This window comes from Streptomyces sp. NBC_01210, from assembly GCF_036010325.1.
Lineage (GTDB): Bacteria > Actinomycetota > Actinomycetes > Streptomycetales > Streptomycetaceae > Streptomyces.
Genome location: NZ_CP108549.1, coordinates 1,993,731 through 2,013,182 on the forward strand (window position 1 = coordinate 1,993,731; position 19,452 = coordinate 2,013,182).

A 19,452-nucleotide genomic window follows, 5' to 3' on the forward strand; every position below is an offset into this window, starting at 1 on the left:
ATCCTCCCTGCGGTGGTCGCGAACAACATCTGGTCGACCACGGCGTGCGGTGCCCTATTCGGACGACCTACGTGCCGCTGGTGGAACTCGCGGTGTCATCGGTCCGGAACGTGATGTGTTCCGAGACCGAAACCACGCCGTCCACACTCCGGCACAACCGCACAATGATCGGGATCAGACTCCTGACATCGACGGAGCCACCGAGCGTGACCTGCCCTTCGTCCACCTCAACCGTCACCGAAGGGCCGAGGCGCATAGTCAAATGCAGCACATCCCGGTTGATCTCATCGCGGATGGCGTCGTCGCGGCGAAGGAAGATCCGCAGCAAGTCGCTCCGGCCAAGGATGCCCTGGAGCCTGTCCGCCTCGTCCACCACGGGCAGCCGCTTGACGTTCTGTACTGCCATGAGGCGCGCCGCCTCGACAACAGTCCACTCCGGACGCGCGCAAACGGCCGGAGCCGACATCAGCTCTTCGGCGCAGGCTCCCTCGGCCTTGGCCCGCTCCCACGCCTCCAGATGCGGCATCGGCACCCGACCCGACGGGTCGGACTGACCGGACGACTTGCGCAGTAGGTCGGCCTCGGACACCACACCCATCGGGCGGTCCAGTTCGTCCACGACGGGTACGGCGGTGACATCGTTCTCGGCAAGCAGCCTGACGATCTCCTTGAACGGCACATCACGCCGTACCCGGACAACATTCCGGGTCATGAGCTCTCCGACTGTTCGGTGGTGCATTCCGCCCTCCCTTCGGCGTCGTGACTGTCACCGTCACTGATCAAGCCTGTCAGGAGCCTGGCATCCTCGGATGAGCCGTCCGGCCCCCCTTTGGGGCCGTTCGGGCCGAGACCGGCCCGAACGGCCCTCCGACTCGGGCTTAGCGCGTGGCAGGTTGGGGGTCAGCGACGCTTCGCAGGAGCGGTGACGCTCATGCGAGCTCACCTTGGCGATCAACTCGTCGTCGAAGCACGTCATGTTCCCCGGGCGGGACGCGCACATCCATCACATCTCAGGCGACGGCGGCCCCGGATGCGGCCCCCCGCGAAGGACTCCACGATGAAGGCATCGTGGACCTCCGCGACCAGCTCGCGGGCGATGTCGGCCTCGTCGCCCATCACCGAGGGCGCCGTGCCGTGGTCGGCCACCGCGTCGTAGTCCGCGAGACCCATGGCTGCCGCCTCCTGCCGTTGTCTCCGTCTTCACGATCACACCTATGTGCCCTTGTGCCGATCGGGGCGGTGAACCCCCCACCGGGGGACCGATCGGCCCCTGTGCGTCTTTGTCTCTCCACCACAGGCTGGGGGAGAGACAACAGGCACACATCGGACAGCTGAGGAGAGGAACGTCATGAAGGCACTCGTTTTCCACGGCCCCGGCCAGGCCTCTTGGGACAAGGTGGCAGATCCGGGCATCCAAGAGCCCACGGACATCGTCGTCCGCATCGACACCACGACCATCTGCGGAACAGACCTGCACATCCTCAAGGGCGACGTGCCCGAAGTGACCCCGGGGACCGTCCTCGGGCACGAGGCCGTCGGCGAGGTCGTCGAGGCGGGAAGTGATGTCGGCACGGTCCGCCCCGGCGACCGGGTGCTCGTCTCGTGCATCTCCCCCTGCGGCCGCTGCCGCTACTGCCGCGAGCAGATGTACGGGCAGTGCCGGGGCAACGGGGGATGGGTGCTCGGCCACCTGATCAACGGCACGCAGGCCGAGTACGTACGCGTTCCCTTCGCCGATTTCTCCGTCCACCCGCTGCCCGCAGCAGTGAGCAGCAGCGACGCCGTGTTGCTGTCCGACATCTTCCCCACTGCGTACGAGGTGGGCGTCCTCAACGGAGGAGTCCGGCCCGGCGACACCGTCGTGGTCGTGGGAGCCGGCCCCATCGGGCTCGCCACCATCGCCACGTCACGGCTGTTCTCGCCCGGCAGGATCATCGCGGTGGACCTGGCCAAGTCGCGGCTGGACGCCGCCCGCGAACTCGGTGCGGACGCCATCGTCAACGCGGCGGAAGACCCTGAGCAGCTGGTCTCGGATCTGACCGAGGGGCTCGGGGCCGATGTGGCAATCGAGGCCGTCGGAGTACCGGAAAGCTTTGAACTCTGCACGCGTGTGGTACGGCCGGGAGGCCATGTGGCCAACGTAGGCGTGCACGGCAAACCCGCCACGCTCCACCTGGAAGACCTCTGGATCAAGAACGTGACCATCAGGACCGGCCTGGTGGACACCTACTCCACACCGGTTCTGCTGGGCATGCTGGCTGCCGGTCGACTGCCCACGGCTGCGATCGCGACCCATCGCTTCGAACTGGGACAGATCGAGGAGGCGTACGACGTGTTCTCACGCGCTGCCGACACGGGTGCGCTCAAGGTCGTGCTCGGTGGCCCGGAGCACAAGGACGTGGAGCGCACGAGCTGACGCCCTGCCGAGCCGGGCGCCTCGGTCGCCGGCCCGACACATCGGCATCAAGCGGATCAGTCGTCCGTCCCCGATGATTTATCCGCCATCACCGGTCTATCCGCTGTCGCCGGGGCGTCGCCGCCCAGAGCCCACTCGACATCCACGACGCCCGCAAAGGAAGGCGAAGGTGCCCCGGCCGATCCTCCTCCGCGGGCGGGCGTCAGTGTTTGGTGAGTGGACTGGAGGAGCGCAGGGCCGCACGACGCCGCTGGTACTCCTCTTCGTCGATGTCGCCGCGGGCGAACCGCTCGGCGAGCAGCTGCTCGGGCGAGGGCCCGGCGTGCCACCGCCATGCTCTGGCCGGGCTGTGGCTGTTCAGCAGCGGCCCCCTCGACCCGTCGGCGTTGCAACGGGATATCCCTGCCGTGCGCGGCGTCCGCCAAGTCGAGCGTCGACTGGGAGCCTGGAGCACGTCACGTTCGGCGGACGGCCGGCGGACGGAGCGCGAGGACGCATCGCCCGAGTGATCCTGGAGGAGGACGGCGACGACTGCCGCGACCTCAAACGGATTGCCCTGTGGGCCGAAAGCATCGCCGCCTGCCTGACCGCGATTACCAAAGCGGGGCAGAACTGGGCCTGTCGGGCCGCGGACAGGGCCGCCCGGCCCTTCCCCGGCGCCGATCGGGTGACTGAAGCTGAGCACAGACAGCGGCCCCGCAGGAGAAACCGGCGAGTGCGGCCCGGACGGCTCACCGGTCATCAGCGAGGTAGCCGCGCGCTCGAAACGGAGGCCCAGCAATGAGTACCCCCTCCCCCACCCGTATGACCGCCGTTCTGTCCCCCGAGCACCGTGCCCGGCTACTGGGCATCACCCGGGACGTCAAATTCCCTGAAGGGACCCGTATCTTCGAAGAAGGCCGCCCCGCCGACCGGTTCTGGATCATCCAGTCCGGCACTATCGCTCTCGACATCCAAGTTCCGGGACGGCGCCCGGCAGTGATCGAGAACCTGGGCTTCGGTGAACTCGTGGGCTGGTCCTGGCTGTTCCCACCGTATGTGTGGCAGTTCGGCGCCGAGGCCATGACACCCGTACGCGCCCAGGAGTTCGACGCGTCAACGGTGCGGATGATGATGGATGCCGACCCTGCCTTCGGCTCCGCGATCGGACACTGGGTCGGCAGGGTGCTTGCTCACCGGCTGCATGCCGCCCGTATCCGCCTGCTCGATCTGTACGCGCCTCACGGCAGCGGCATGACTCTGTGACCGGCGTCCGGGAGGCCCGCCATGCCCGATTCCCCGCACACAGTGAGCGATGTCATGACCCACACCGCAGTCGCGGTGGGGCGCCATGCGACCTATAAGGAGATCGTGGAGCTGATGGAGCAGTGGAAGGTCAGTGCTTTGCCGGTGCTGGAGGGCGAGGGCCGTGTGATCGGCGTGGTCTCGGAGGCCGATCTGCTCCCCAAGGAGGAGTACCGCCTCGACGACCCCGCACAGGCAGACCGGCCGCTGTCCGACATGACGAAGGCGAGGGCGGTCTCCGCAGAGGAGCTGATGTCGAGCCCGGCCATCACCGTTCACGCGAGTGCCATGGTCGCCGAGGCCGCACGCATCATGGCGCGCCGTCGCGTCAAGCGCCTGCCCGTGGTCGATGATGTCGGCCTGCTGGAAGGTGTCGTCAGCCGCAGCGACCTGCTGAAGGTGTTCCTCAGGTCCGACGAGGCCATAGCCGACGAGATCCGTCGTACCGTCATCCAACACCTTCCGCCCGCGGCACAAGTGGAAGTTTCCGTCACTGACGGCGTGGTCACCCTTTACGGCAACCTCAGGGACCGGGCGCTGGTCTCCCTGCTTGCCCGGGCCGCCCGCGCGGTCGAAGGCGTCGTGGACATCCGCCTCAGCCTCAACAACCAGGCACCCCCGGCGCCCTGAGGCATCAGTACGACAACCTCGGTCTGGGCACGTCAAGGCGAAAAGGGCCCATCCGCTTCTCGCGGATCCTGATTGCGTGGTGCACGGCCACGAGCCGCTTCTCCACGTCCTCGTCAGGGGCCCTTTCCGTCAATTCCATGGAAACACGGGGCGTGCGATGCTGCCAGGGCCGAACAGTCCCACCTTCGGTGCCGTTCGGCCCCACCTCTCCCATACCGCTTGACGACTACTGCTTGACGACCAATCGCCGCAGCCATGGCTGCCTGCTGAGCCTGGCGGCGGCGAAACCGGCCAGACCCACGGCCGCGGCCACAGCGACATCCGTCCCGCCGAGCGGCTCGGTCTCAAGTACCGAACGCAGGAACGGTACATACAGAGCCGCCGCCGCGAGACCGGCCGAGGCGAGCACCGCCGCCGGCAGGAAGAGGTTCTCCCGTGTGAGAAGGCGTTCCCGAAGCCCCATGACGACCCCGAGCTGTGCGGCCAGCAGGGACAGGAACAGCACGCTCTGCCAGGGGGCATCCACGGCACGGGCCGAGAGGCCTGCAGCGAGGCTTGCCATGGTGACCACGGCTGCGAGGAAGAGCACCCGTTGCCACAGGCCGTGCCCCAGCACGTGCTGATGCGGCGGGCGCGGGGGCCGGTGCATGGCGCGCGGGGACACTGGCTCCGCCCCCATCGCCACCCCGGTCAGGCCATGGGTGAGGAGATTGATCCACAGGATCTGCCCCGCCCGCAGCGGCAGTGACAATCCGAGCAGGGGGCCGACGAGCATCACCAGGATCTCTGCGGTGCCTCCGGCGAGTCCGTAGACGAGGAAGCGCCGGATGTTGTCATAAACGCGGCGCCCCTCCTCGACCGCCGCGACCACGGTGGACAACTCGTCGTCGGTGAGCACCAGATCGGCCGACTGTCTCGCCACCTCGGTGCCTCGCCGCCCCATGGCGACGCCGATGTCCGCTTGTCGTAGTGCGGGTCCGTCGTTGACGCCGTCACCGGTCATCGCCGTCACGTCCCCGTGGTCGCGCCAGGCTTCGACGATGTCCAGCTTCTGCTGCGGGTCCGTGCGGGCGAACACCCTTACCGCCGTGAGGTCGTCCACGGCTCCCGCCGCCAGGGACTGACCTGTGACGACCTCGCCCGGCTCGCTGTCGGGGGACAGCAGACCGACGCGCGTGGCGATGGCCCGTGCGGTGGCGGGATGGTCACCGGTGATGAGCACGGGCGTGATGCCCGCGGCCCGGCACGCGGCCAGCGTGGCGGCTGCCGCCGGCTTCGGAGGATCGTTGATCGCCGCCAGGCCTAGCAGCCGCAGCCCCGATTCGGCGTCCGCTGCCCGCGCCGGAGCCTCGGTCCGCTCGCCGCAGGCCACGGCCAGCACCCGGTATCCCCGCGCGGCGAGCAGCGCTGCCTCGTCCCGGGCCCGATCGAGGAGCTGCGCGGGCTCGTCGAGCACAGCGGGGTCGAGGACTGCTTCCGGAGCGCCTTTCAGACACACCATCACTTGCCCTGACGGCGTTCCGTGGAGTGTGCTCATGCGCTTGCGCAGGCTGTCGAACGGTGCTTCGTCGGTCCTCGGGTAGGTCTGGTGCAGCGTGCTCGGTTGCTCGCAGCGCGCTTTGGCCGCGGCCGTCAGCAGCGCGGCCTCGGTGGGGTCGCCGAGGGCAGTCCAGCGGGTGCCGGTGTCGTCGGACGGTTCGTCCGGTGGGCGCAGCGCGGCGTCGTTGCACAGCGCTGCGATGGTCAACAGCTTTTGTACAGGCCTGAGTTCGGCGGGCTCCGCTGCCCGGCCGTCGACGCGTACGTCGCCGGACGGCTCGTACCCAGTGCCGGTGAAGTCGACGGCGCCCTCGGGTGTCCAAATGCGTTCGACGACCATGCGGCCTTCGGTGAGAGTGCCGGTCTTGTCCGTCGCCAGTACGGTCACCGATCCGAGCGTCTCCACGGCGGGGAGGCGTCGTACGACGGCGTGGCGTGCGGCCATGCGCCGCGCGCCGAGGGCCAGTGCCAACGTGACGACGGCCGGGAGCGACTCGGGTACGGCGGCGACGGCAAGGCTGATCGCGGTCACCGCCATGGTGCCCGGTGCCAGGCCACGTATCAGGCCAAGGGCGAACACCAGCAGACACAGTGCCAGGGTGGCCACGGCGAGAACCCGTCCCAGTGCGGCGAGCCGCCGCTGCAGAGGTGTCGCCTCGAGTCGCCCTTCCAGCAGTGCGGCGATACGGCCCAGGGCGCTGGCGGTCCCGGTGGCCGTCACCGTCGCGATGCCCCTGCCCCGGACCACGACAGTGCCCGCGCTCAGCGTCGCCGCCCCCGGCCGTCCGGAGCGCAGGTCCTTGTCCACGGGTACGGATTCACCGGTCAGCATGGACTCGTCGAGGAGCAGCGCCGATGCCTGCGTGAGGAGCGCGTCGGCGGGAACGATGTCCCCTTCGCCGAGTGCCAGTACATCGCCGGGGACGACTTCGGCCGCGGGCACTTCCCGCTCGGAATTGCCGCGCAGGACACGTGCGTTCGGTGCTGACATGGCGGAGAGTGCGGCAACTGCGTTGTCGGCTCTGACCTCCTGGATCACTCCCACCGTGGTGTTCACGACGATCACGAGGGCGATGACGACGGAGTCGGCGTGGTCCCCGATCGCCACGGTCAGTGCCACGGCCCCGAGGAGGACCATGATCAGCGGATCCCTGAGCTGTGCCACCACGCGCGTGTGCAGGCGCACGGTGTGCCGGGCGGCCACCTCGTTGCGGCCGTATTCGGCGAGGCGGCGGGCCGCATCCTCTTCGGTGAGCCCTCGACGGCGCTCGTCGGTGACAGGCGGTGTGCGGGCGGGGTGCGAGGTCACGTGGGTGCTCCGATCGACGGACGGGGCCGGTGTGAAGCGGATCAGGCCATCGCGTGCTTCGTGGGCCGCAGTTCACGGAGTGGGAACCGTGATCACCGGGCAGAGCGCTCGGTGCAGCAGGCCGTGGACGACCGACCCCAGCCGCATGCCGGTGTACCCGCCCCGGCCCCGGCGGCCGACCACGACGGCCAGTGCATGCTCGGAGGCCCGCGCAAGCTCCTCGACCGGATGTCCGCGGACCACCTCGTGCGTCAGAGCCACATCCGGGTACTTCTCCGACCAGCCCGCCGTTGTTTCCGACAGCAGCCGTCGGCGCTCCCGCATCGCCTCCGCCTCGCCCGTGAACGAGACCACCGGTGGCGGCCAGATCCAGAGGGCACGCAGGCCGGCCCCCCGCAGGCTTGCTTGCTCGAAGGCCTGGGCGACGGCGGCGCGCGAAGCCTGACTGCCGTCGACGCCGACAACCAGGTAGAGCGGCTGCTGCGTCACATGCTCGGGCTCTCCCACGACGACGACCGGGCAGTCGGCCTGTGCACTGACCGGCGCCACCACCGAACTCGCGCTGAAGAACTCCTCCGCCCGGCCCAGCCGACGCGAGCCGAGGACCACCATCCGGGCCTGCTCCGAGTGGCGGCAGAGCGCCGGGGCGGGAACCCCGTCGAGCAAGTCCGTCATCACCTCAAGCTTCCCGTGCCGAGCCCGTGCCCATGCGGCAGCGGAGGTGAGCGCCTCATCTCCTCGCCGCCGCAGCTCGATGTGGTGCGCGGTGGCATCGGCGTGGCGTGCGTCGTGCAACGGCGGCACGGCCAGCAGCAGCCGAAGGGCAAGGTGCCTGCGGTGGGCCTCGTCGGCGGCCCAGGCAAGTGCGGGGCGGGACTGGTGCTGCGGATCGACGCCGAAGATCATCTCGCGGCGCTCTGCGAGGGCTGTCACTGTTCCTCCCGGCGTTTTTTGCTCTCGCGCGGGATGAGCTCCACGGGGCATTCGGCGTGGTGCAGAACCGCATGCGTCACCCGTCCCAGCGTGGGACCGAAGGCATCGGGCGGCCGCCGACCGCCCATGACGAGCAGGTCGGCGTGACGCGATGCCTCGACGAGCGCGCCGGCGACTGATGTGCCCTCGTCCACGTCCGCGGCGACGGTGAGCTCGGGGAATTCATCCCGAATCCGGTCGGCCACCACCGAAACACGTTGCAGGTGCTGCTGGGCGATCTCGTCGACGTCGTCCAGCATGGTGGCCACCATGCCCACGTACCGCAGCACCTGCCAGACGCTCAGCAGACGCAGCGACGCCTTGCGGAGTTCCGCGCCGCGCGCCGCGCGCCGGACACAGTCGAGGTCGTCCTCGTCGCGGACGGCGGCCACCACCACACCGGTCTCCGCCCCTTGTGCTGCGCCCCTGACCACCACGACAGGGACCGTCGCGCCCGCCGCCACGCGGAGTCCGACGGAGCCGAGCAGCAACGCGGCGAACCCTCCGTAGCCGCGGTTGCCCACGACGATCGTGCCGTGGTTGCCAGCAGCGTCGTGCAGGCTGACGGTCGGCTCCCGTTGGCTCAATTCCCTGTTGATCTGCAGTTCGGGGTACTGCTCCACCAGCCGGTCCGCCGTGTCCTTGAGCACGTCGCGCCCGCGCTGGCGCTCGCGCTCGACGGTCTCGACCGAGGCGTACAGGGCTCTCCGGTAGGTGTCGGCGGCGTACAGGAGGCGCAGCGGCCTCCCCCGCCGGTCGGCCTCGGCCGCGGCCCAGTCTGCAGCCGTCGCCGCATTCGCCGAACCGTCCACGCCCACGACCACTATCCCGAGTTCCGGGCCGCCCACAGTGCTGCCGCCCATGGCTCCTCCTTGCCGAGTTCCATCGGGGATCACTCCTCACGGTGTCACCACGAGATCAGCATGGAGAGGGCCACAGGGGTCCATGGCAGGGCCGAAGGTCCCTGTCCGGCCGAGGCTGATCCATTCGGTCCGCTCCGAGGACCTCTCGGCCCTGTGCACGCGGGCGGGATTGGTTCCACGCTGGCATTCAGGACGGCCTGATCCGGCAGGTGAAGGAAAGGACTGGCGCGCCATGAGGCACCGCAGTGTTGCCGACCTGATGTCCCCCACGGCCGTGAGCGTGCAGCGGGGCACCCCCTTCAAAGAGATCGCCCGCCTCCTCGACGAATACGGCATCACCGCCGTACCGGTGATCGACGACCACGAGCGGCCGGTCGGCGTTGTCTCCGAGGCAGATCTGCTGCGCAGACAGACATCGCGAGGCACATCCAGCGCGGCGGAGGGCCTCATGTCCAGTCCTGCGATCGTCACGCAGCCGGAGTGGAGCGCGGTCCGGGCGGCCAGGGTCATGGAGAAGAACAGGGTCAAACGGCTGCCCGTCGTCGACGAGTCGGGCCGTCTGGTCGGTGTGATCAGCCGCAGCGACCTCCTGCAGTTGTTCCTGCGGCGGGACCGGGCGATCCAGGAGGAAATCCTTGAGGACGTCGTCACCCACACCCTTGGGTTGCCGCCCTCTGCGCTGACAGTCGAGGTCGCCGACGGCAGGGTCACTCTCAGCGGCACTGTGGCGCGCAAGAGCCTCATCCCCATCACTCTGCGACTGTGCGAGAGCGTCGACGGAGTGGTGGATGTGATCGAGCGACTCACCTACGACATGGACGACTCCGCGGCCGCGAAGGGCGGCGACCGCCATGTCTGAGGTGACCACGACCGATCTGTACGAAGTGACGATGGCCATGTCCTACCTGCGGGAAGGGATGCGCGCTCCGGCCACTTTCAGTTTGTTCGTGCGGGACTTGCCGCCCGGCCGCGGGTTCCTGGTGGCCGCCGGCCTGGAGCCGTCGCTCGACTACCTGTCCCGATTCCGCGTCAGTCCGCACGACGTGGAGGAATTCGCCGAGGCCCTGCACCGGCCGGCCCTGGACCTTGAGCTGCTGCTCGGCCTGGGATTCGACGGCGAGGTGCGTGCTGTCCCCGAGGGGCGGCTCGTGTTCGCCGGAGAGCCGCTGCTGGAAGTGACCGCGCCACTGCCGCAGGCACAGCTCGTCGAGACCTTCCTGCTCACTCAGCTGTGCCATCAGACGGCGGTCGCCTCCAAGGCGGCCCGCTGTGTCATCGCAGCCGCGGGGCGGCCCGTGGTGGACTTCTCACTGCGTCGCGCGCACGGGCCGCAGGCAGGATTCCAGGCCGCCCGGCTGGGCGCACTGGTCGGCTTCGCGGGCACCAGCAACGTGGCCGCGGCGACGAGGCTCGGCATACCCGCTTCGGGCACCATGGCTCACTCGTACATCGAGGCCTTCCCGGGCGAAGAGGAGGCGTTCCGGGGATTCGCGCGCACCCATCCCGGACCGGTGACCTTCCTCGTCGACACGTACGACACCGATGGCGGAGTCGCGATCGCGGCACGGGTGCTCAAGGAGCTCGGGCGCGGTCCCGGCTGCGCCATTCGTCTCGACAGCGGTGACCTCGGGGCTCTCGCGTGCCGGGCACGGGACATTCTCGACGCCGGCGGCCTCACGGACGTCGGCATCGTCGCCAGCGGTGGCCTGGACGAGTACGCAGTGGACGAGCTCGTGCGGGCCGGCGTCCCGATCGATGTGTATGCCGTCGGTACCCGCGTCGGCGTGGCCGCGGACGCGCCCTACCTCGACGCCGCGTACAAACTGGTGGAGTACGAAGGGCGGCCGGTCATGAAGCTCTCCTCCGCGAAGGTGACGGCCCCCGCGCCGAAGCAGGTCTTCCGCCGGTCCGGCCGCGCCGACGTGATCGGCGTGTGGAACGAGGACCCACCACCCGGAGCGGAACCTCTTCTCTGCACGGTCATGCGTGGGGGCTGCAGGACGGGGACGCCGGACCGCCTGTCGGACGCCCGCGCGCGTTTCGACGCCGACCTCGCCGCCCTCCCGGCATCGGCACGGCGTATCCACAGCCCCGAACCAATCCGCCCGGTCACATCCAGGCGGCTGGCGGCCATGACGGCCGTGGTACGTCGCCGTATCGAGGAGGAGATACGGACATGAAACTCAGCAAGGTCGCAAGCGTGATGGTGGGCGAGGTCATCTCGATCACGCCTGCCACGCCCTTCAAAGATGTCGCCAAACTGCTCGCCGAGCACGACATCACCGGACTGCCTGTCCTCGACGACGACGGCAGAGTGCTCGGGGTCGTCTCCGAGAGCGACCTTCTCGTCCGTCAGGCGTCAGCCGGAGGAGCGGACGAGGACCAGCAGGGACCTCGGCACGGCCGGATCCCCCGCTCGACCGCGGACACGCGGGACGACAAGCGGGAAGGCCTCACGGCGGGCCTGCTGATGTCCGCACCCGCGATCGCCGTCCATGCCGAAGACACGGTCGCCGAGGCCGCCCGGACGATGCTCCGGCGCGGCGTCGAACGGCTTCCGGTGGTGGACGCCGAAGACCGCCTGGTCGGCATCGTCACACGGCGCGATCTTCTCCAGGTGTTTCTGCGCCCCGACTCCGAAATCCGCCGCCACGTGATCGAAGACGTGCTGAAGGACGTGCTGGGGCTGGCACCGAACGTGATCGATGTCCATGTCGTCGACGGGGTGGTCACTCTGGAGGGGCAACTGGAGCGGCACAGTCAGATCCCTGTCGTACTGCAGCTCACTCAGCGGTTGGACGGAGTGGTGTCGGTGGTGGACCGCCTCTCTTCACGCGTCAACGATTCCGGGCTCACGCCGCCGGAGGGCACGGAGTACGGGTGGCCCTGGTGACCCCGGACAACAGGCCCTCTAGGGCCAACCGGCCCTGTCGGAGCAGCCCGCCCGGCCCTCGTGTCACCGCCCATACCGGGCCCAGGCTGACCGGGGCGGCACCCGGCACAAGGAGCTGACTGCCATGACGACGACTCCCGCGGCGTACCGGCCCGTCAGAGTGGAGGCGGCACTCGATGCGCCGCTGTCGCGCTGGCTGTGGCTGGTGAAGTGGATCCTCGTGATCCCGCACTACCTCGTGCTGTTCTTCCTGTGGATCGCCTTCGTCCTCGTCACCATCGTCGCGTTCTTCGCGATCCTGTTCACCGAGCGATATCCGCGGTCGCTGTTCGACTTCAACGTCGGAGTGCTGCGCTGGACCTGGCGGGTCTCGTACTACGCGTACGGGGCACTGGGCACCGACCGCTACCCACCGTTCAGCCTCGCCGAGGAGCCCGGCTATCCGGCCCGACTGGACATCGCCTACCCGGAGCGGCTGTCACGGGGCCTGGTTCTGGTGAAGTGGTGGCTGCTCGCCATCCCGCACTACATCGTGATCGGCTTCTTCATGGGCGGCTTCCACGCCGCATGGTGGAACGTGGGCCTGATCTCCGTGTTCGCCGTCATCGCGGCCGTCGTCCTGGCCTTCACCGAGAAGTATCCGCGCGACCTCTTCGACCTGATCATGGGGCTGAACCGGTGGGTGCTGCGGGTCGCCGCGTACGCGGGTCTGATGACGGACGAGTACCCGCCGTTCCGGCTGGACATGGGTGGCGCGGATCCGGCCGGCCGACCGTGATCAGGGGAGGTCCCGCGCGGGGCACCAGGGCCGGTCGGTCCCATCGGGGGCCCCTCGGCCCCTCCTGTCACGGCGGCCGGACCAAGACGCTGGAACTGTGGCCGCACACGCGGCCCCTGAGGAGGTCCGCACCATGACTCGCAACGTGACCGTCGGCCTGGACGGGTCGCCCGAGAGCCGTGGCGCCGCCGCATGGGCTGCCCGGGAGGCATTGCTGCACGAAGTGCCCCTGCACCTCGTTCACGCCGAGGAGTGGCCCACGACCGCCGCCCTACCCATGGTCGGACCCGAAGTGCAGCAGCAGTGGGCCGACAAGATTCTGGCCGATGCCGTCGACGAGCTGAGGCAGCGCCATCCCGGACTGAAGATCACCACACGACGGCTCTCCGGAAGGCCCGCTGCCGCCCTGCCCATCGAGGCGGGTGAGGCGGAGATGCTGGTGCTCGGCTCCCGGGGTCTTGGCAGCATCATGGGCTTCCTCATCGGCTCGGTCGGCATGGCCACGGTCAGTGCCACCGAGCAGCCGGTCGTGCTGGTACGGGCCCCCAAGCACCACGACAAGGAGTCCCGCACCAGGTCCGGCGCCGCCGAGCAGACCGACGCCGCATCCGTGTACCGCGACGTGGTCGTCGGCCTGGACATCTACCAGTCCTGCGACAAGCTCCTCGCCTTCGCCTTCGACGAGGCCGCACGGCGTGGCTGCACTCTCCGCGCCGTACACGGCTGGACGCTCCCTCTCCTGTTCAGCTACGCGCCGACGCTCGACCCCGGCATCCAGCTGGAAGTGGGCCGGCAAGTCGAGCAGGCCCTCAGCGACATGCTGCTGCCATGGCGGCAGAAGTTCCCGTCGGTGCAGGTTGTCGAGCGGGCTCTCATCGGTTCGCCTGCGCAGCAGTTGGTGTACTCGGCGGCCGACGCCGATCTTGTGGTAGTCGGCCGGCGCCTGCGCCGGGCTCCCCTGGGTGGGCACATCGGCCCCGTCGCCCACGCGGTCATGCACCACAGTGCCGCACCTGTCGCCGTCGTCACCCACGACTGACCCCTCTCGGCAGGAGGATCAAGTGCCCTCACCACCGCTCGACTCGACCATCGTGACAGCCCTCGTCGAGGAGGCCACGGCAGCCCCGTCCATGCACAACGCACAACCCTGGAAGTTCCGGTACCTGAGCAGCACCGGAACGATGCAGCTGCGCGCCGATCCGGAGCGCACGATGCCCAAGTCGGACCCAACGCACCGTGCCGTCCATCTCGGCTGTGCCGCCGCGCTGTTCAACCTGCGGGTCGCCGCCGTGCACGCCGGCCGGGAACCGGTCACCACACTGCTCCCCGACCCCGCCGATCCGTGGCTGCTCGCCGAGGTGAACCTTGCCGAACCCGCGGGCCCTGAGCACGATCTCGCCCTACTCCACCCCGCTGTCCGCCAACGGCACACCAGCCGCCACCCCTTCACCGACGAGGAAATCCCGGACGACATCCTGGACGGGCTGCGCGGCGCCGCCCTGCTCGAAGGCGCCCGGCTGTACGTTCCCGACGCATGGCATGTGAAGTCCGTGCTGAACCTGGTGCACGACGCCGAGGGCCGCGAAGCGCTCCACCCCGAAGTGCGGGATGAGCTGGCTCGCTGGACCGGCACGGGCGCCAAGGGCGACGCTTCGCGGCGGGAGGGAATCCCCGCGTATGCCTTCGGCCCCCGTCAGCACGATGTCACCGCTCCCGTGCGGGACTTCGCCGGCCGGCATCCCGTTCCCGGTCGTGGCTCGGCCACCTTCGAAAAGCAGCCCCGCCTCGCGCTGCTCGGTACGGCCGGCGACCGGCCGGAGGACTGGCTGCGAGCGGGTCAGGCGATGGAGCGAGTTCTGCTCCAGGCCACCCTGGACGGCCTGGTCACGTCCCTGACGTCGCAGGCCCTCGAATGGCCGGAACTGCGGTGGGCCGTACGCGACCCGGGGTCGGCGATGGGTCACGTACAGATGGTGATCCGCCTCGGATACGGCCCCGAAGGTCCCGCGACCCCGCGCCGGTCGGTGAGCGATGTCCTCGACATCACGTGACCCGTACCAGTGCCCGGCCCGCCGCCCGGGGCGGCGCGCTGCAGGGACGCGGTAGTGGCCGCCCCGACGGATGTACTGACTCCCGACGGCTCCGGCGGGAAAGCTGCGGCGGCAGATGCCGACGGCCTCGCCATACGGACGCTGTCGCCCACCGGTGTGTACTCCGCACTGGACACCTCGCCCCGTGGACTGACGACCGCCGCGGCCGACGCCAGGCTCCGGCAGTTCGGGTCCAATGAACTCCCGCGCGCAGCGCACCCCGCCATGTGGCGGCAATTGGCAGCCCAGTTCACGGACCTCTTCGCGGTAGTCCTGCTCATCGCTTCAGCGATCACATTCCTCGCATACGCACTCCAGGAGCCACGGGACGTCGGCACCCTGCAACTCGCCGTGGCGATCCTGGGCGTGGTGGTACTGAACGCGTCCATCGGGTTCACCCAGGAGTACTCGGCCGAGCGGACGGCGGAGTCGCTGCAGGCGATGGTGCCGCACACGTGCCGGGTGCTGCGCGACGCCGTGCTGCGGGAACTGTCCGCGCGGGAGCTGGTGCACGGGGACGTGGTGCTTCTCGAGGCCGGGGATGCGGTCTCCGCCGACTGCCGCCTGGTGGAGGCGCACGACATCACCGTGAACAACGCCGCGATCACCGGTGAGAGCGACGCCGTCGGCCGAAGCCACGAGCCCGAGCGCCAGGGCCCGGTCCTGGAGGCGCGCAACTGTGTCTTCATGGGCACCGACGTCGTGGCGGGAACCGCAAAGGCCGTGGTCTTCGCCACCGGCCGTTCGACCGAGTTCGGGCGGATCTTCCAGCTCACGGCCGCCGCACCGCGACAGAAGACCCCACTGCAGCGCCAGGTCGCCTCGATGGCGCGACGGGTGGCGGGTACGGCACTGGCCGTGGGATCACTCCTGTTCGCCGTGCGGCTGCCCGCAGGACAGGACCTCGTGTCGGCGTTCGTTTTCGCGCTCGGCGTGATGGTCGCGCTTGTCCCCGAAGGGCTGCCCGCCACGCTCTCCGTGTCCCTCGCGATCGGCGTCCGGCGTATGGCCCGCCGCCATGCGTTGGTGAAGCAATTGCTCGCCGTCGAGGCTCTGGGCTCGACAACAGTGGTGTGCACGGACAAGACCGGGACACTGACGCAGGCGGAGATGACTGTCGTCCAGGTCTGGGCCGGAGGCGTGATGCACGCCGTGTCCGGGGTGGGTTACGAGCCGGCCGGTGAGGTCGCAGACCCCGAACCGGTTCGCGCAGTCCTGCGGACCGCGGCGCTGTGCAGCAACGCTCGTCTGGTGCCGCCTTCCGAGGGCGGTCGATGGCACGTGCTCGGGGACACCACCGAGGGTGCGCTGCTCGTCGCCGCCGCCAAGGCCGGACTCGATCGGGCCGCCGCAGAAGCGGCCGCTCCGCGCGTCGGCGAGCATCCCTTCGACGCCGTACGCAAGTTGATGAGCACGGTGCACTCCGGGGCCGACGGTTACCACGCCTGTGTGAAGGGGGCTCCCCAGGAGCTGCTCGAACGGTGCACGGCGATCGACCGGCAGAGCGAAGTGATCGCGTTGACCGACGCGCTGCGTGCGGAGGTGATGGATGTCAATGACGCGCTGGCCAAGCAGGGACTGCGGGTCCTGGCCGCCGCCCGGCGGGAACTCTCAGGCCCGCATCCCGACCGGGAGTGTGTCGAGTCGGGGCTGACCTTCCTGGGGCTCGTCGGCATGCTGGACCCGCCGAGGCCCGAGGTACGGGAGGCGGTTACCGCCTGCCATCGGGCCGGTATCCGGGTCGTGATGGTGACCGGGGACCATCCGCTGACCGCTGAGGCGGTGGCCCGCCGTGTGGGAATCGTGCGGCGTGCTGATCCGACGGTCATGACCGGTGCCCGGCTGAACGAGTTGGACGACGACGCCCTCGACGAGCTGCTGGCCGGCCAGGGCGAGCTGTTGCTGTGCCGGGTCAGCCCCGAGCACAAGATGCGTGTGGTCACCGCCTTCCAGCGGCGTCACGAGGTGGTCGCTGTCACGGGCGACGGCGCCAATGACGCCCCGGCCCTGAAGCACGCCGACATCGGGGTGGCCATGGGCGCGTCCGGGACGGACGTGGCCCGGGAAGCCGCCGTCATGGTGCTTCTCGACGACTCGTTCGCGTCCATCGCCACAGCGGTACGACTCGGCCGTTCCGTCTACCAGAACATCAGGAAGTTTCTGGTCTACCTCTTCAGCCACAACATCGGAGAACTCGTCCCCATCCTCGCCGCGACCTTCGCCGGTTTTCCCCTGGTCCCGATCAGTGCCGTACAGATCCTCGCGATCGACCTCGGCTCGGACGTCCTGCCCGCTCTCGCGCTCGGCGCCGAGCGCCCGGAGGACGATGTGATGGACCGTCCGCCGCGCTCACGGGACGAACGGCTGTTCTCTCCCGCGGTGATGGGCCGCATCCTCTTCCTGGGCGGAATCCAGGCAGCCGGGGTCTGCGCGGTGTTCTTCTGGCACATCAACGCTTCCGGTATCCCCTATGCCGACTTCACCGAGGACAGCGTCGCCTATAGGGAGGCGATCACTCTGGTGCAGGCCGGGATCGTGGTCAGCCAGTTCTTCAATGCGCTGGCGGTGCGCACTGAACGCGAGAGCGTCTTCCGCGCCGGTCTGCTGAGCAACCTGTGGCTGCTGGCAGCCGGATGCTTCGCGATCGGCCTGATGGCAGCCATCAGCTATCTGCCCCCACTCCAGGAGGTGTTCAACACGGCCCCGCTCACCGTCACCGACTGGGCCGTCCTCGCCGGGCTCGGAGTCGTGCTGCTCGCCTCAGAGGAAGCCCGCAAGGCCTGGCTGCGCCACCGCACCGCACGAGACAAGGGAGGAGAGCGATGAGAATCATCATCGCGGGCTGCGGACGAGTGGGATCTGCTCTGGCCACCCAGCTCGCAGCGGAAGGCCACGACGTGCGTCTCATCGACCGCGCGCAGGGCAGTCGTCGGCGGCTGCCCGCAGGGTTCCCCGGCCAGTTCCTCGAAGGGAACGGATTCAGCCGGACCGTCCTGGAGCGGGCGGGTATCGAGCACGCCGACGCGCTCGTCGCCGTCACCTCCGGGGACAACAGCAACATCGTCACCGCGAGGATCGCCAAGGAGACGTACCGAGTACCCATCGTCCTCGCCCGCATCTACGACCCACGGCGCGCCGACATCTATCGGGAGCTAGGCATCCCCACCATCGCCAGCGTCCGCTGGACCGTGAACCAGATCCATCAGATGCTGCTGCACCGCCATCTCACGCCGGAACTCACCTTCGGCAACGGCGAAACTCTCCTGGTCCGCTCGCAGATCCCGGCCTACCTCACCGGCCGCCGACTCGCCGAGTTCGACGTCGACCGTGAGATCCGTGTCGTGGAAGTGACCAGAGCGGGCCGCTCGCTGGTGCCCGCTCACGGCACGGCAGCCGAGCCCGGAGATCTCGTCACCTTCGCCGTCGCCGCCACCGCCCTCGGCCGTCTGCGCGGCTTTCTCGACAAGGAGCTGGGGACATGAAGGCCCTGATCGCCGGAGCCGGCCGACTGGGCACCCAGATCGCCCAGGTGCTCGCCGCCGCCGGCAACGACGTCACTGTGGTGGAGGCGGACGCCGACCGCGTCGATGCGCTTCAGGGACAGCTCGCCGTACGCCTCATCCTGGGGGACGCCTGCGAACCGGCATACCTGGAGCAGGCCGGCGCCCACACAGCCGACCTCGTCATCGCTGCCACCGGAAAGGACGAGGACAACCTCGTCATCAGCCTGCTTACCAAACGGCAGTGTGCCGCGCCACGTGTCGTTGCCCGCATCAACGATGCTGAGAACGCCTGGCTGTTCGACCAGCGCTGGGGTGTCGACATCGCCGTCCCTGCTGCCACTCCGCTGATCTCCCTCATCGAGGAGGCAACCGGTGCCACCGATACCGTGGCACTGCTGCGCCTCAGCAAGGCGGGCGTCGACATCATCGAAACCGTGATCACCACGCACTCTCGCGCAGTCGGCAAACCCCTCTCGGACATCCCTCTGCCCGACGGAACCGTCGTCGCCACCGTCATACGGGACGGCCGACCGACCGTGCCCGGACCGGCTGTCCGCCTCCAGCCCGGTGACGAGTTGCTCCTCGTCTCGCACAGCGCCACCGAGCAGGAGATCCACTCGGCGTTCCAGTGAGTACGCCCAGTGGGTCGAAACGGTCCCAATGACCCTGCGCTGGGACACGCGTCGTCAAGATGTTCGATTCGGTACCGCTGAACAGCGAGACGGAGATCATCGCGGGCACCACGCTGACGCTGCACCATGCCGACAGCATCCTGGGCTCGGCCTGGGCGCATTTCACTCTCGAGGACGGACACACTCTTGCTGTCAGCGGCGACCTGGGACGGCCCGGGCACACCCCCTGTTGCGCCCCGCCGAGCCGTTCTCCGGGGCAGACGTGCTGCTTGTGGAGTGGACGTATGGCGATCGCCGGCACGACGACGCGGCCGGCAGGGAACGCTTCATCTCGGTGCTGACCCGGACGCTCGACCGAGGAGGCATCGTCGTCATCCCGGCTTTCGCCCTCGACCGCACAGAAGTGGTCCTCCCTGAGCTCGCCGCTCTCCGGCGCGAGGGCGTGCCCGACGAGACGCCCGACCGGTCACCCAGCAGCCGAACCACAGCTCCTCATGCCGCCGCGCCAACTGGCCCGGTACGGTAGGCCATGTCGCCAGAGTC

Annotated in this window: 20 protein-coding genes; 14 read left to right on the forward strand and 6 right to left on the reverse strand. The window is 69.1% G+C overall.

Annotated features, from left to right (window positions below; all coding sequences use genetic code 11):
- Window positions 1-67: 67 nt before the first annotated feature.
- A complete protein-coding gene (locus OG735_RS09010) occupies window positions 68-739 on the reverse strand; it encodes a CBS domain-containing protein (RefSeq protein WP_327322609.1) in 672 nt (223 codons plus the stop codon).
- Window positions 740-972: 233 nt separating this feature from the next.
- Window positions 973-1,170: a hypothetical protein gene (locus OG735_RS09015; protein WP_327322610.1), complete on the reverse strand. Its 198-nt coding sequence runs from the start codon at window positions 1,168-1,170 to the stop codon at window positions 973-975.
- A 178-nt stretch (window positions 1,171-1,348) separates the two neighbouring features.
- Here OG735_RS09015 and OG735_RS09020 point away from each other — a divergent pair, with 178 nt between their 5' ends.
- Window positions 1,349-2,416 (forward strand): zinc-dependent alcohol dehydrogenase family protein, encoded by a 1,068-nt coding sequence (locus OG735_RS09020; protein WP_327322611.1) that lies wholly within the window; start codon window positions 1,349-1,351, stop codon window positions 2,414-2,416.
- Between the two features lie 202 nt (window positions 2,417-2,618).
- On the opposite strand, the gene OG735_RS41870 is transcribed toward OG735_RS09020, so the two are convergent.
- The gene (locus OG735_RS41870; protein WP_442812395.1) at window positions 2,619-2,870 is read right to left on the reverse strand and encodes an SHOCT domain-containing protein; all 252 of its coding nucleotides are present in this window, start codon (window positions 2,868-2,870) and stop codon (window positions 2,619-2,621) included.
- Window positions 2,871-2,921: 51 nt separating this feature from the next.
- Here OG735_RS41870 and OG735_RS09030 point away from each other — a divergent pair, with 51 nt between their 5' ends.
- The 3 genes from OG735_RS09030 to OG735_RS09040 are packed head-to-tail and all read left to right on the forward strand — an operon-like array spanning window position 2,922 to window position 4,330.
- Window positions 2,922-3,200: a hypothetical protein gene (locus OG735_RS09030; RefSeq protein WP_327322612.1), complete on the forward strand. Its 279-nt coding sequence runs from the start codon at window positions 2,922-2,924 to the stop codon at window positions 3,198-3,200.
- The gene (locus OG735_RS09035; RefSeq protein WP_327322613.1) at window positions 3,197-3,661 is read left to right on the forward strand and encodes a Crp/Fnr family transcriptional regulator; all 465 of its coding nucleotides are present in this window, start codon (window positions 3,197-3,199) and stop codon (window positions 3,659-3,661) included. The genes OG735_RS09030 and OG735_RS09035 overlap by 4 nt, the downstream gene beginning before the upstream one ends.
- Window positions 3,662-3,682: 21 nt before the next feature.
- The gene (locus OG735_RS09040; protein WP_327322614.1) at window positions 3,683-4,330 is read left to right on the forward strand and encodes a CBS domain-containing protein; all 648 of its coding nucleotides are present in this window, start codon (window positions 3,683-3,685) and stop codon (window positions 4,328-4,330) included.
- Window positions 4,331-4,556: 226 nt separating this feature from the next.
- Here OG735_RS09040 and OG735_RS09045 read toward each other — a convergent pair whose 3' ends face one another.
- From OG735_RS09045 to OG735_RS09055, 3 genes are all read right to left on the reverse strand, one after another.
- The gene (locus OG735_RS09045; protein ID WP_327322615.1) at window positions 4,557-7,178 is read right to left on the reverse strand and encodes a cation-translocating P-type ATPase; all 2,622 of its coding nucleotides are present in this window, start codon (window positions 7,176-7,178) and stop codon (window positions 4,557-4,559) included.
- 72 nt (window positions 7,179-7,250) lie between these two features.
- Window positions 7,251-8,111 carry a universal stress protein gene (locus OG735_RS09050; protein ID WP_327322616.1) on the reverse strand — a complete coding sequence of 287 codons (861 nt, stop codon included), beginning with the start codon at window positions 8,109-8,111 and terminating at the stop codon, window positions 7,251-7,253.
- Window positions 8,108-9,013: a universal stress protein gene (locus tag OG735_RS09055; RefSeq protein ID WP_327322617.1), complete on the reverse strand. Its 906-nt coding sequence runs from the start codon at window positions 9,011-9,013 to the stop codon at window positions 8,108-8,110. Before OG735_RS09055 ends, OG735_RS09050 begins: the two co-directional genes overlap by 4 nt.
- 232 nt (window positions 9,014-9,245) lie before the next feature.
- Between OG735_RS09055 and OG735_RS09060 the strand changes: the two genes are divergently transcribed.
- The 10 genes from OG735_RS09060 (at window position 9,246) to OG735_RS09105 (ending at window position 19,435) form a co-directional block, all read left to right on the forward strand.
- Entirely contained in the window at window positions 9,246-9,872 is a 627-nt protein-coding gene (locus OG735_RS09060) for a CBS domain-containing protein (protein ID WP_327322618.1), read from the forward strand.
- Window positions 9,865-11,193 carry a nicotinate phosphoribosyltransferase gene (locus OG735_RS09065; RefSeq protein ID WP_327322619.1) on the forward strand — a complete coding sequence of 443 codons (1,329 nt, stop codon included), beginning with the start codon at window positions 9,865-9,867 and terminating at the stop codon, window positions 11,191-11,193. The genes OG735_RS09060 and OG735_RS09065 overlap by 8 nt, the downstream gene beginning before the upstream one ends.
- Window positions 11,190-11,906 (forward strand): CBS domain-containing protein, encoded by a 717-nt coding sequence (locus OG735_RS09070; protein WP_327322620.1) that lies wholly within the window; start codon window positions 11,190-11,192, stop codon window positions 11,904-11,906. Before OG735_RS09065 ends, OG735_RS09070 begins: the two co-directional genes overlap by 4 nt.
- A 124-nt stretch (window positions 11,907-12,030) precedes the next feature.
- Window positions 12,031-12,684: a DUF4389 domain-containing protein gene (locus OG735_RS09075; RefSeq protein ID WP_327322621.1), complete on the forward strand. Its 654-nt coding sequence runs from the start codon at window positions 12,031-12,033 to the stop codon at window positions 12,682-12,684.
- A gap of 133 nt (window positions 12,685-12,817) precedes the next feature.
- Window positions 12,818-13,723, forward strand: coding sequence for a universal stress protein (locus tag OG735_RS09080; protein ID WP_327322622.1), 906 nt, complete (start codon window positions 12,818-12,820; stop codon window positions 13,721-13,723).
- Window positions 13,724-13,745: 22 nt separating this feature from the next.
- On the forward strand, window positions 13,746-14,735 hold the full coding sequence (locus OG735_RS09085; protein ID WP_327322623.1) for an Acg family FMN-binding oxidoreductase: 990 nt from the start codon (window positions 13,746-13,748) through the stop codon (window positions 14,733-14,735).
- Window positions 14,736-14,903: 168 nt separating this feature from the next.
- Window positions 14,904-17,600 (forward strand): cation-translocating P-type ATPase, encoded by a 2,697-nt coding sequence (locus OG735_RS09090; RefSeq protein ID WP_442812592.1) that lies wholly within the window; start codon window positions 14,904-14,906, stop codon window positions 17,598-17,600.
- The gene (locus tag OG735_RS09095) at window positions 17,597-18,256 is read left to right on the forward strand and encodes a potassium channel family protein (protein WP_327322625.1); all 660 of its coding nucleotides are present in this window, start codon (window positions 17,597-17,599) and stop codon (window positions 18,254-18,256) included. Before OG735_RS09090 ends, OG735_RS09095 begins: the two co-directional genes overlap by 4 nt.
- Window positions 18,253-18,909, forward strand: a complete 657-nt coding sequence (locus OG735_RS09100) for a potassium channel family protein (protein WP_327322626.1) — start codon at window positions 18,253-18,255, stop codon at window positions 18,907-18,909. The genes OG735_RS09095 and OG735_RS09100 overlap by 4 nt, the downstream gene beginning before the upstream one ends.
- A gap of 262 nt (window positions 18,910-19,171) precedes the next feature.
- Window positions 19,172-19,435, forward strand: coding sequence for a hypothetical protein (locus OG735_RS09105; RefSeq protein WP_327322627.1), 264 nt, complete (start codon window positions 19,172-19,174; stop codon window positions 19,433-19,435).
- Window positions 19,436-19,452 lie beyond the last annotated feature (17 nt).

What these genes read in the sequence shown, in the direction of transcription:
- OG735_RS09010 (WP_327322609.1), bottom strand. Translation starts at nt 739, where the DNA reads ATGCACCACCGAACAGTCGGAGAGCTCATGACCCGGAATGTTGTCCGG.
- OG735_RS09015 (WP_327322610.1), bottom strand. Translation starts at nt 1,170, where the DNA reads ATGGGTCTCGCGGACTACGACGCGGTGGCCGACCACGGCACGGCGCCC.
- OG735_RS09060 (WP_327322618.1), top strand. Translation starts at nt 9,246, where the DNA reads ATGAGGCACCGCAGTGTTGCCGACCTGATGTCCCCCACGGCCGTGAGC.
- OG735_RS09020 (WP_327322611.1), top strand. Translation starts at nt 1,349, where the DNA reads ATGAAGGCACTCGTTTTCCACGGCCCCGGCCAGGCCTCTTGGGACAAG.
- OG735_RS09055 (WP_327322617.1), bottom strand. Translation starts at nt 9,013, where the DNA reads ATGGGCGGCAGCACTGTGGGCGGCCCGGAACTCGGGATAGTGGTCGTG.
- OG735_RS09065 (WP_327322619.1), top strand. Translation starts at nt 9,865, where the DNA reads ATGTCTGAGGTGACCACGACCGATCTGTACGAAGTGACGATGGCCATG.
- OG735_RS09080 (WP_327322622.1), top strand. Translation starts at nt 12,818, where the DNA reads ATGACTCGCAACGTGACCGTCGGCCTGGACGGGTCGCCCGAGAGCCGT.
- OG735_RS09040 (WP_327322614.1), top strand. Translation starts at nt 3,683, where the DNA reads ATGCCCGATTCCCCGCACACAGTGAGCGATGTCATGACCCACACCGCA.
- OG735_RS09095 (WP_327322625.1), top strand. Translation starts at nt 17,597, where the DNA reads ATGAGAATCATCATCGCGGGCTGCGGACGAGTGGGATCTGCTCTGGCC.
- OG735_RS09075 (WP_327322621.1), top strand. Translation starts at nt 12,031, where the DNA reads ATGACGACGACTCCCGCGGCGTACCGGCCCGTCAGAGTGGAGGCGGCA.
- OG735_RS09035 (WP_327322613.1), top strand. Translation starts at nt 3,197, where the DNA reads ATGAGTACCCCCTCCCCCACCCGTATGACCGCCGTTCTGTCCCCCGAG.
- OG735_RS09070 (WP_327322620.1), top strand. Translation starts at nt 11,190, where the DNA reads ATGAAACTCAGCAAGGTCGCAAGCGTGATGGTGGGCGAGGTCATCTCG.
- OG735_RS09100 (WP_327322626.1), top strand. Translation starts at nt 18,253, where the DNA reads ATGAAGGCCCTGATCGCCGGAGCCGGCCGACTGGGCACCCAGATCGCC.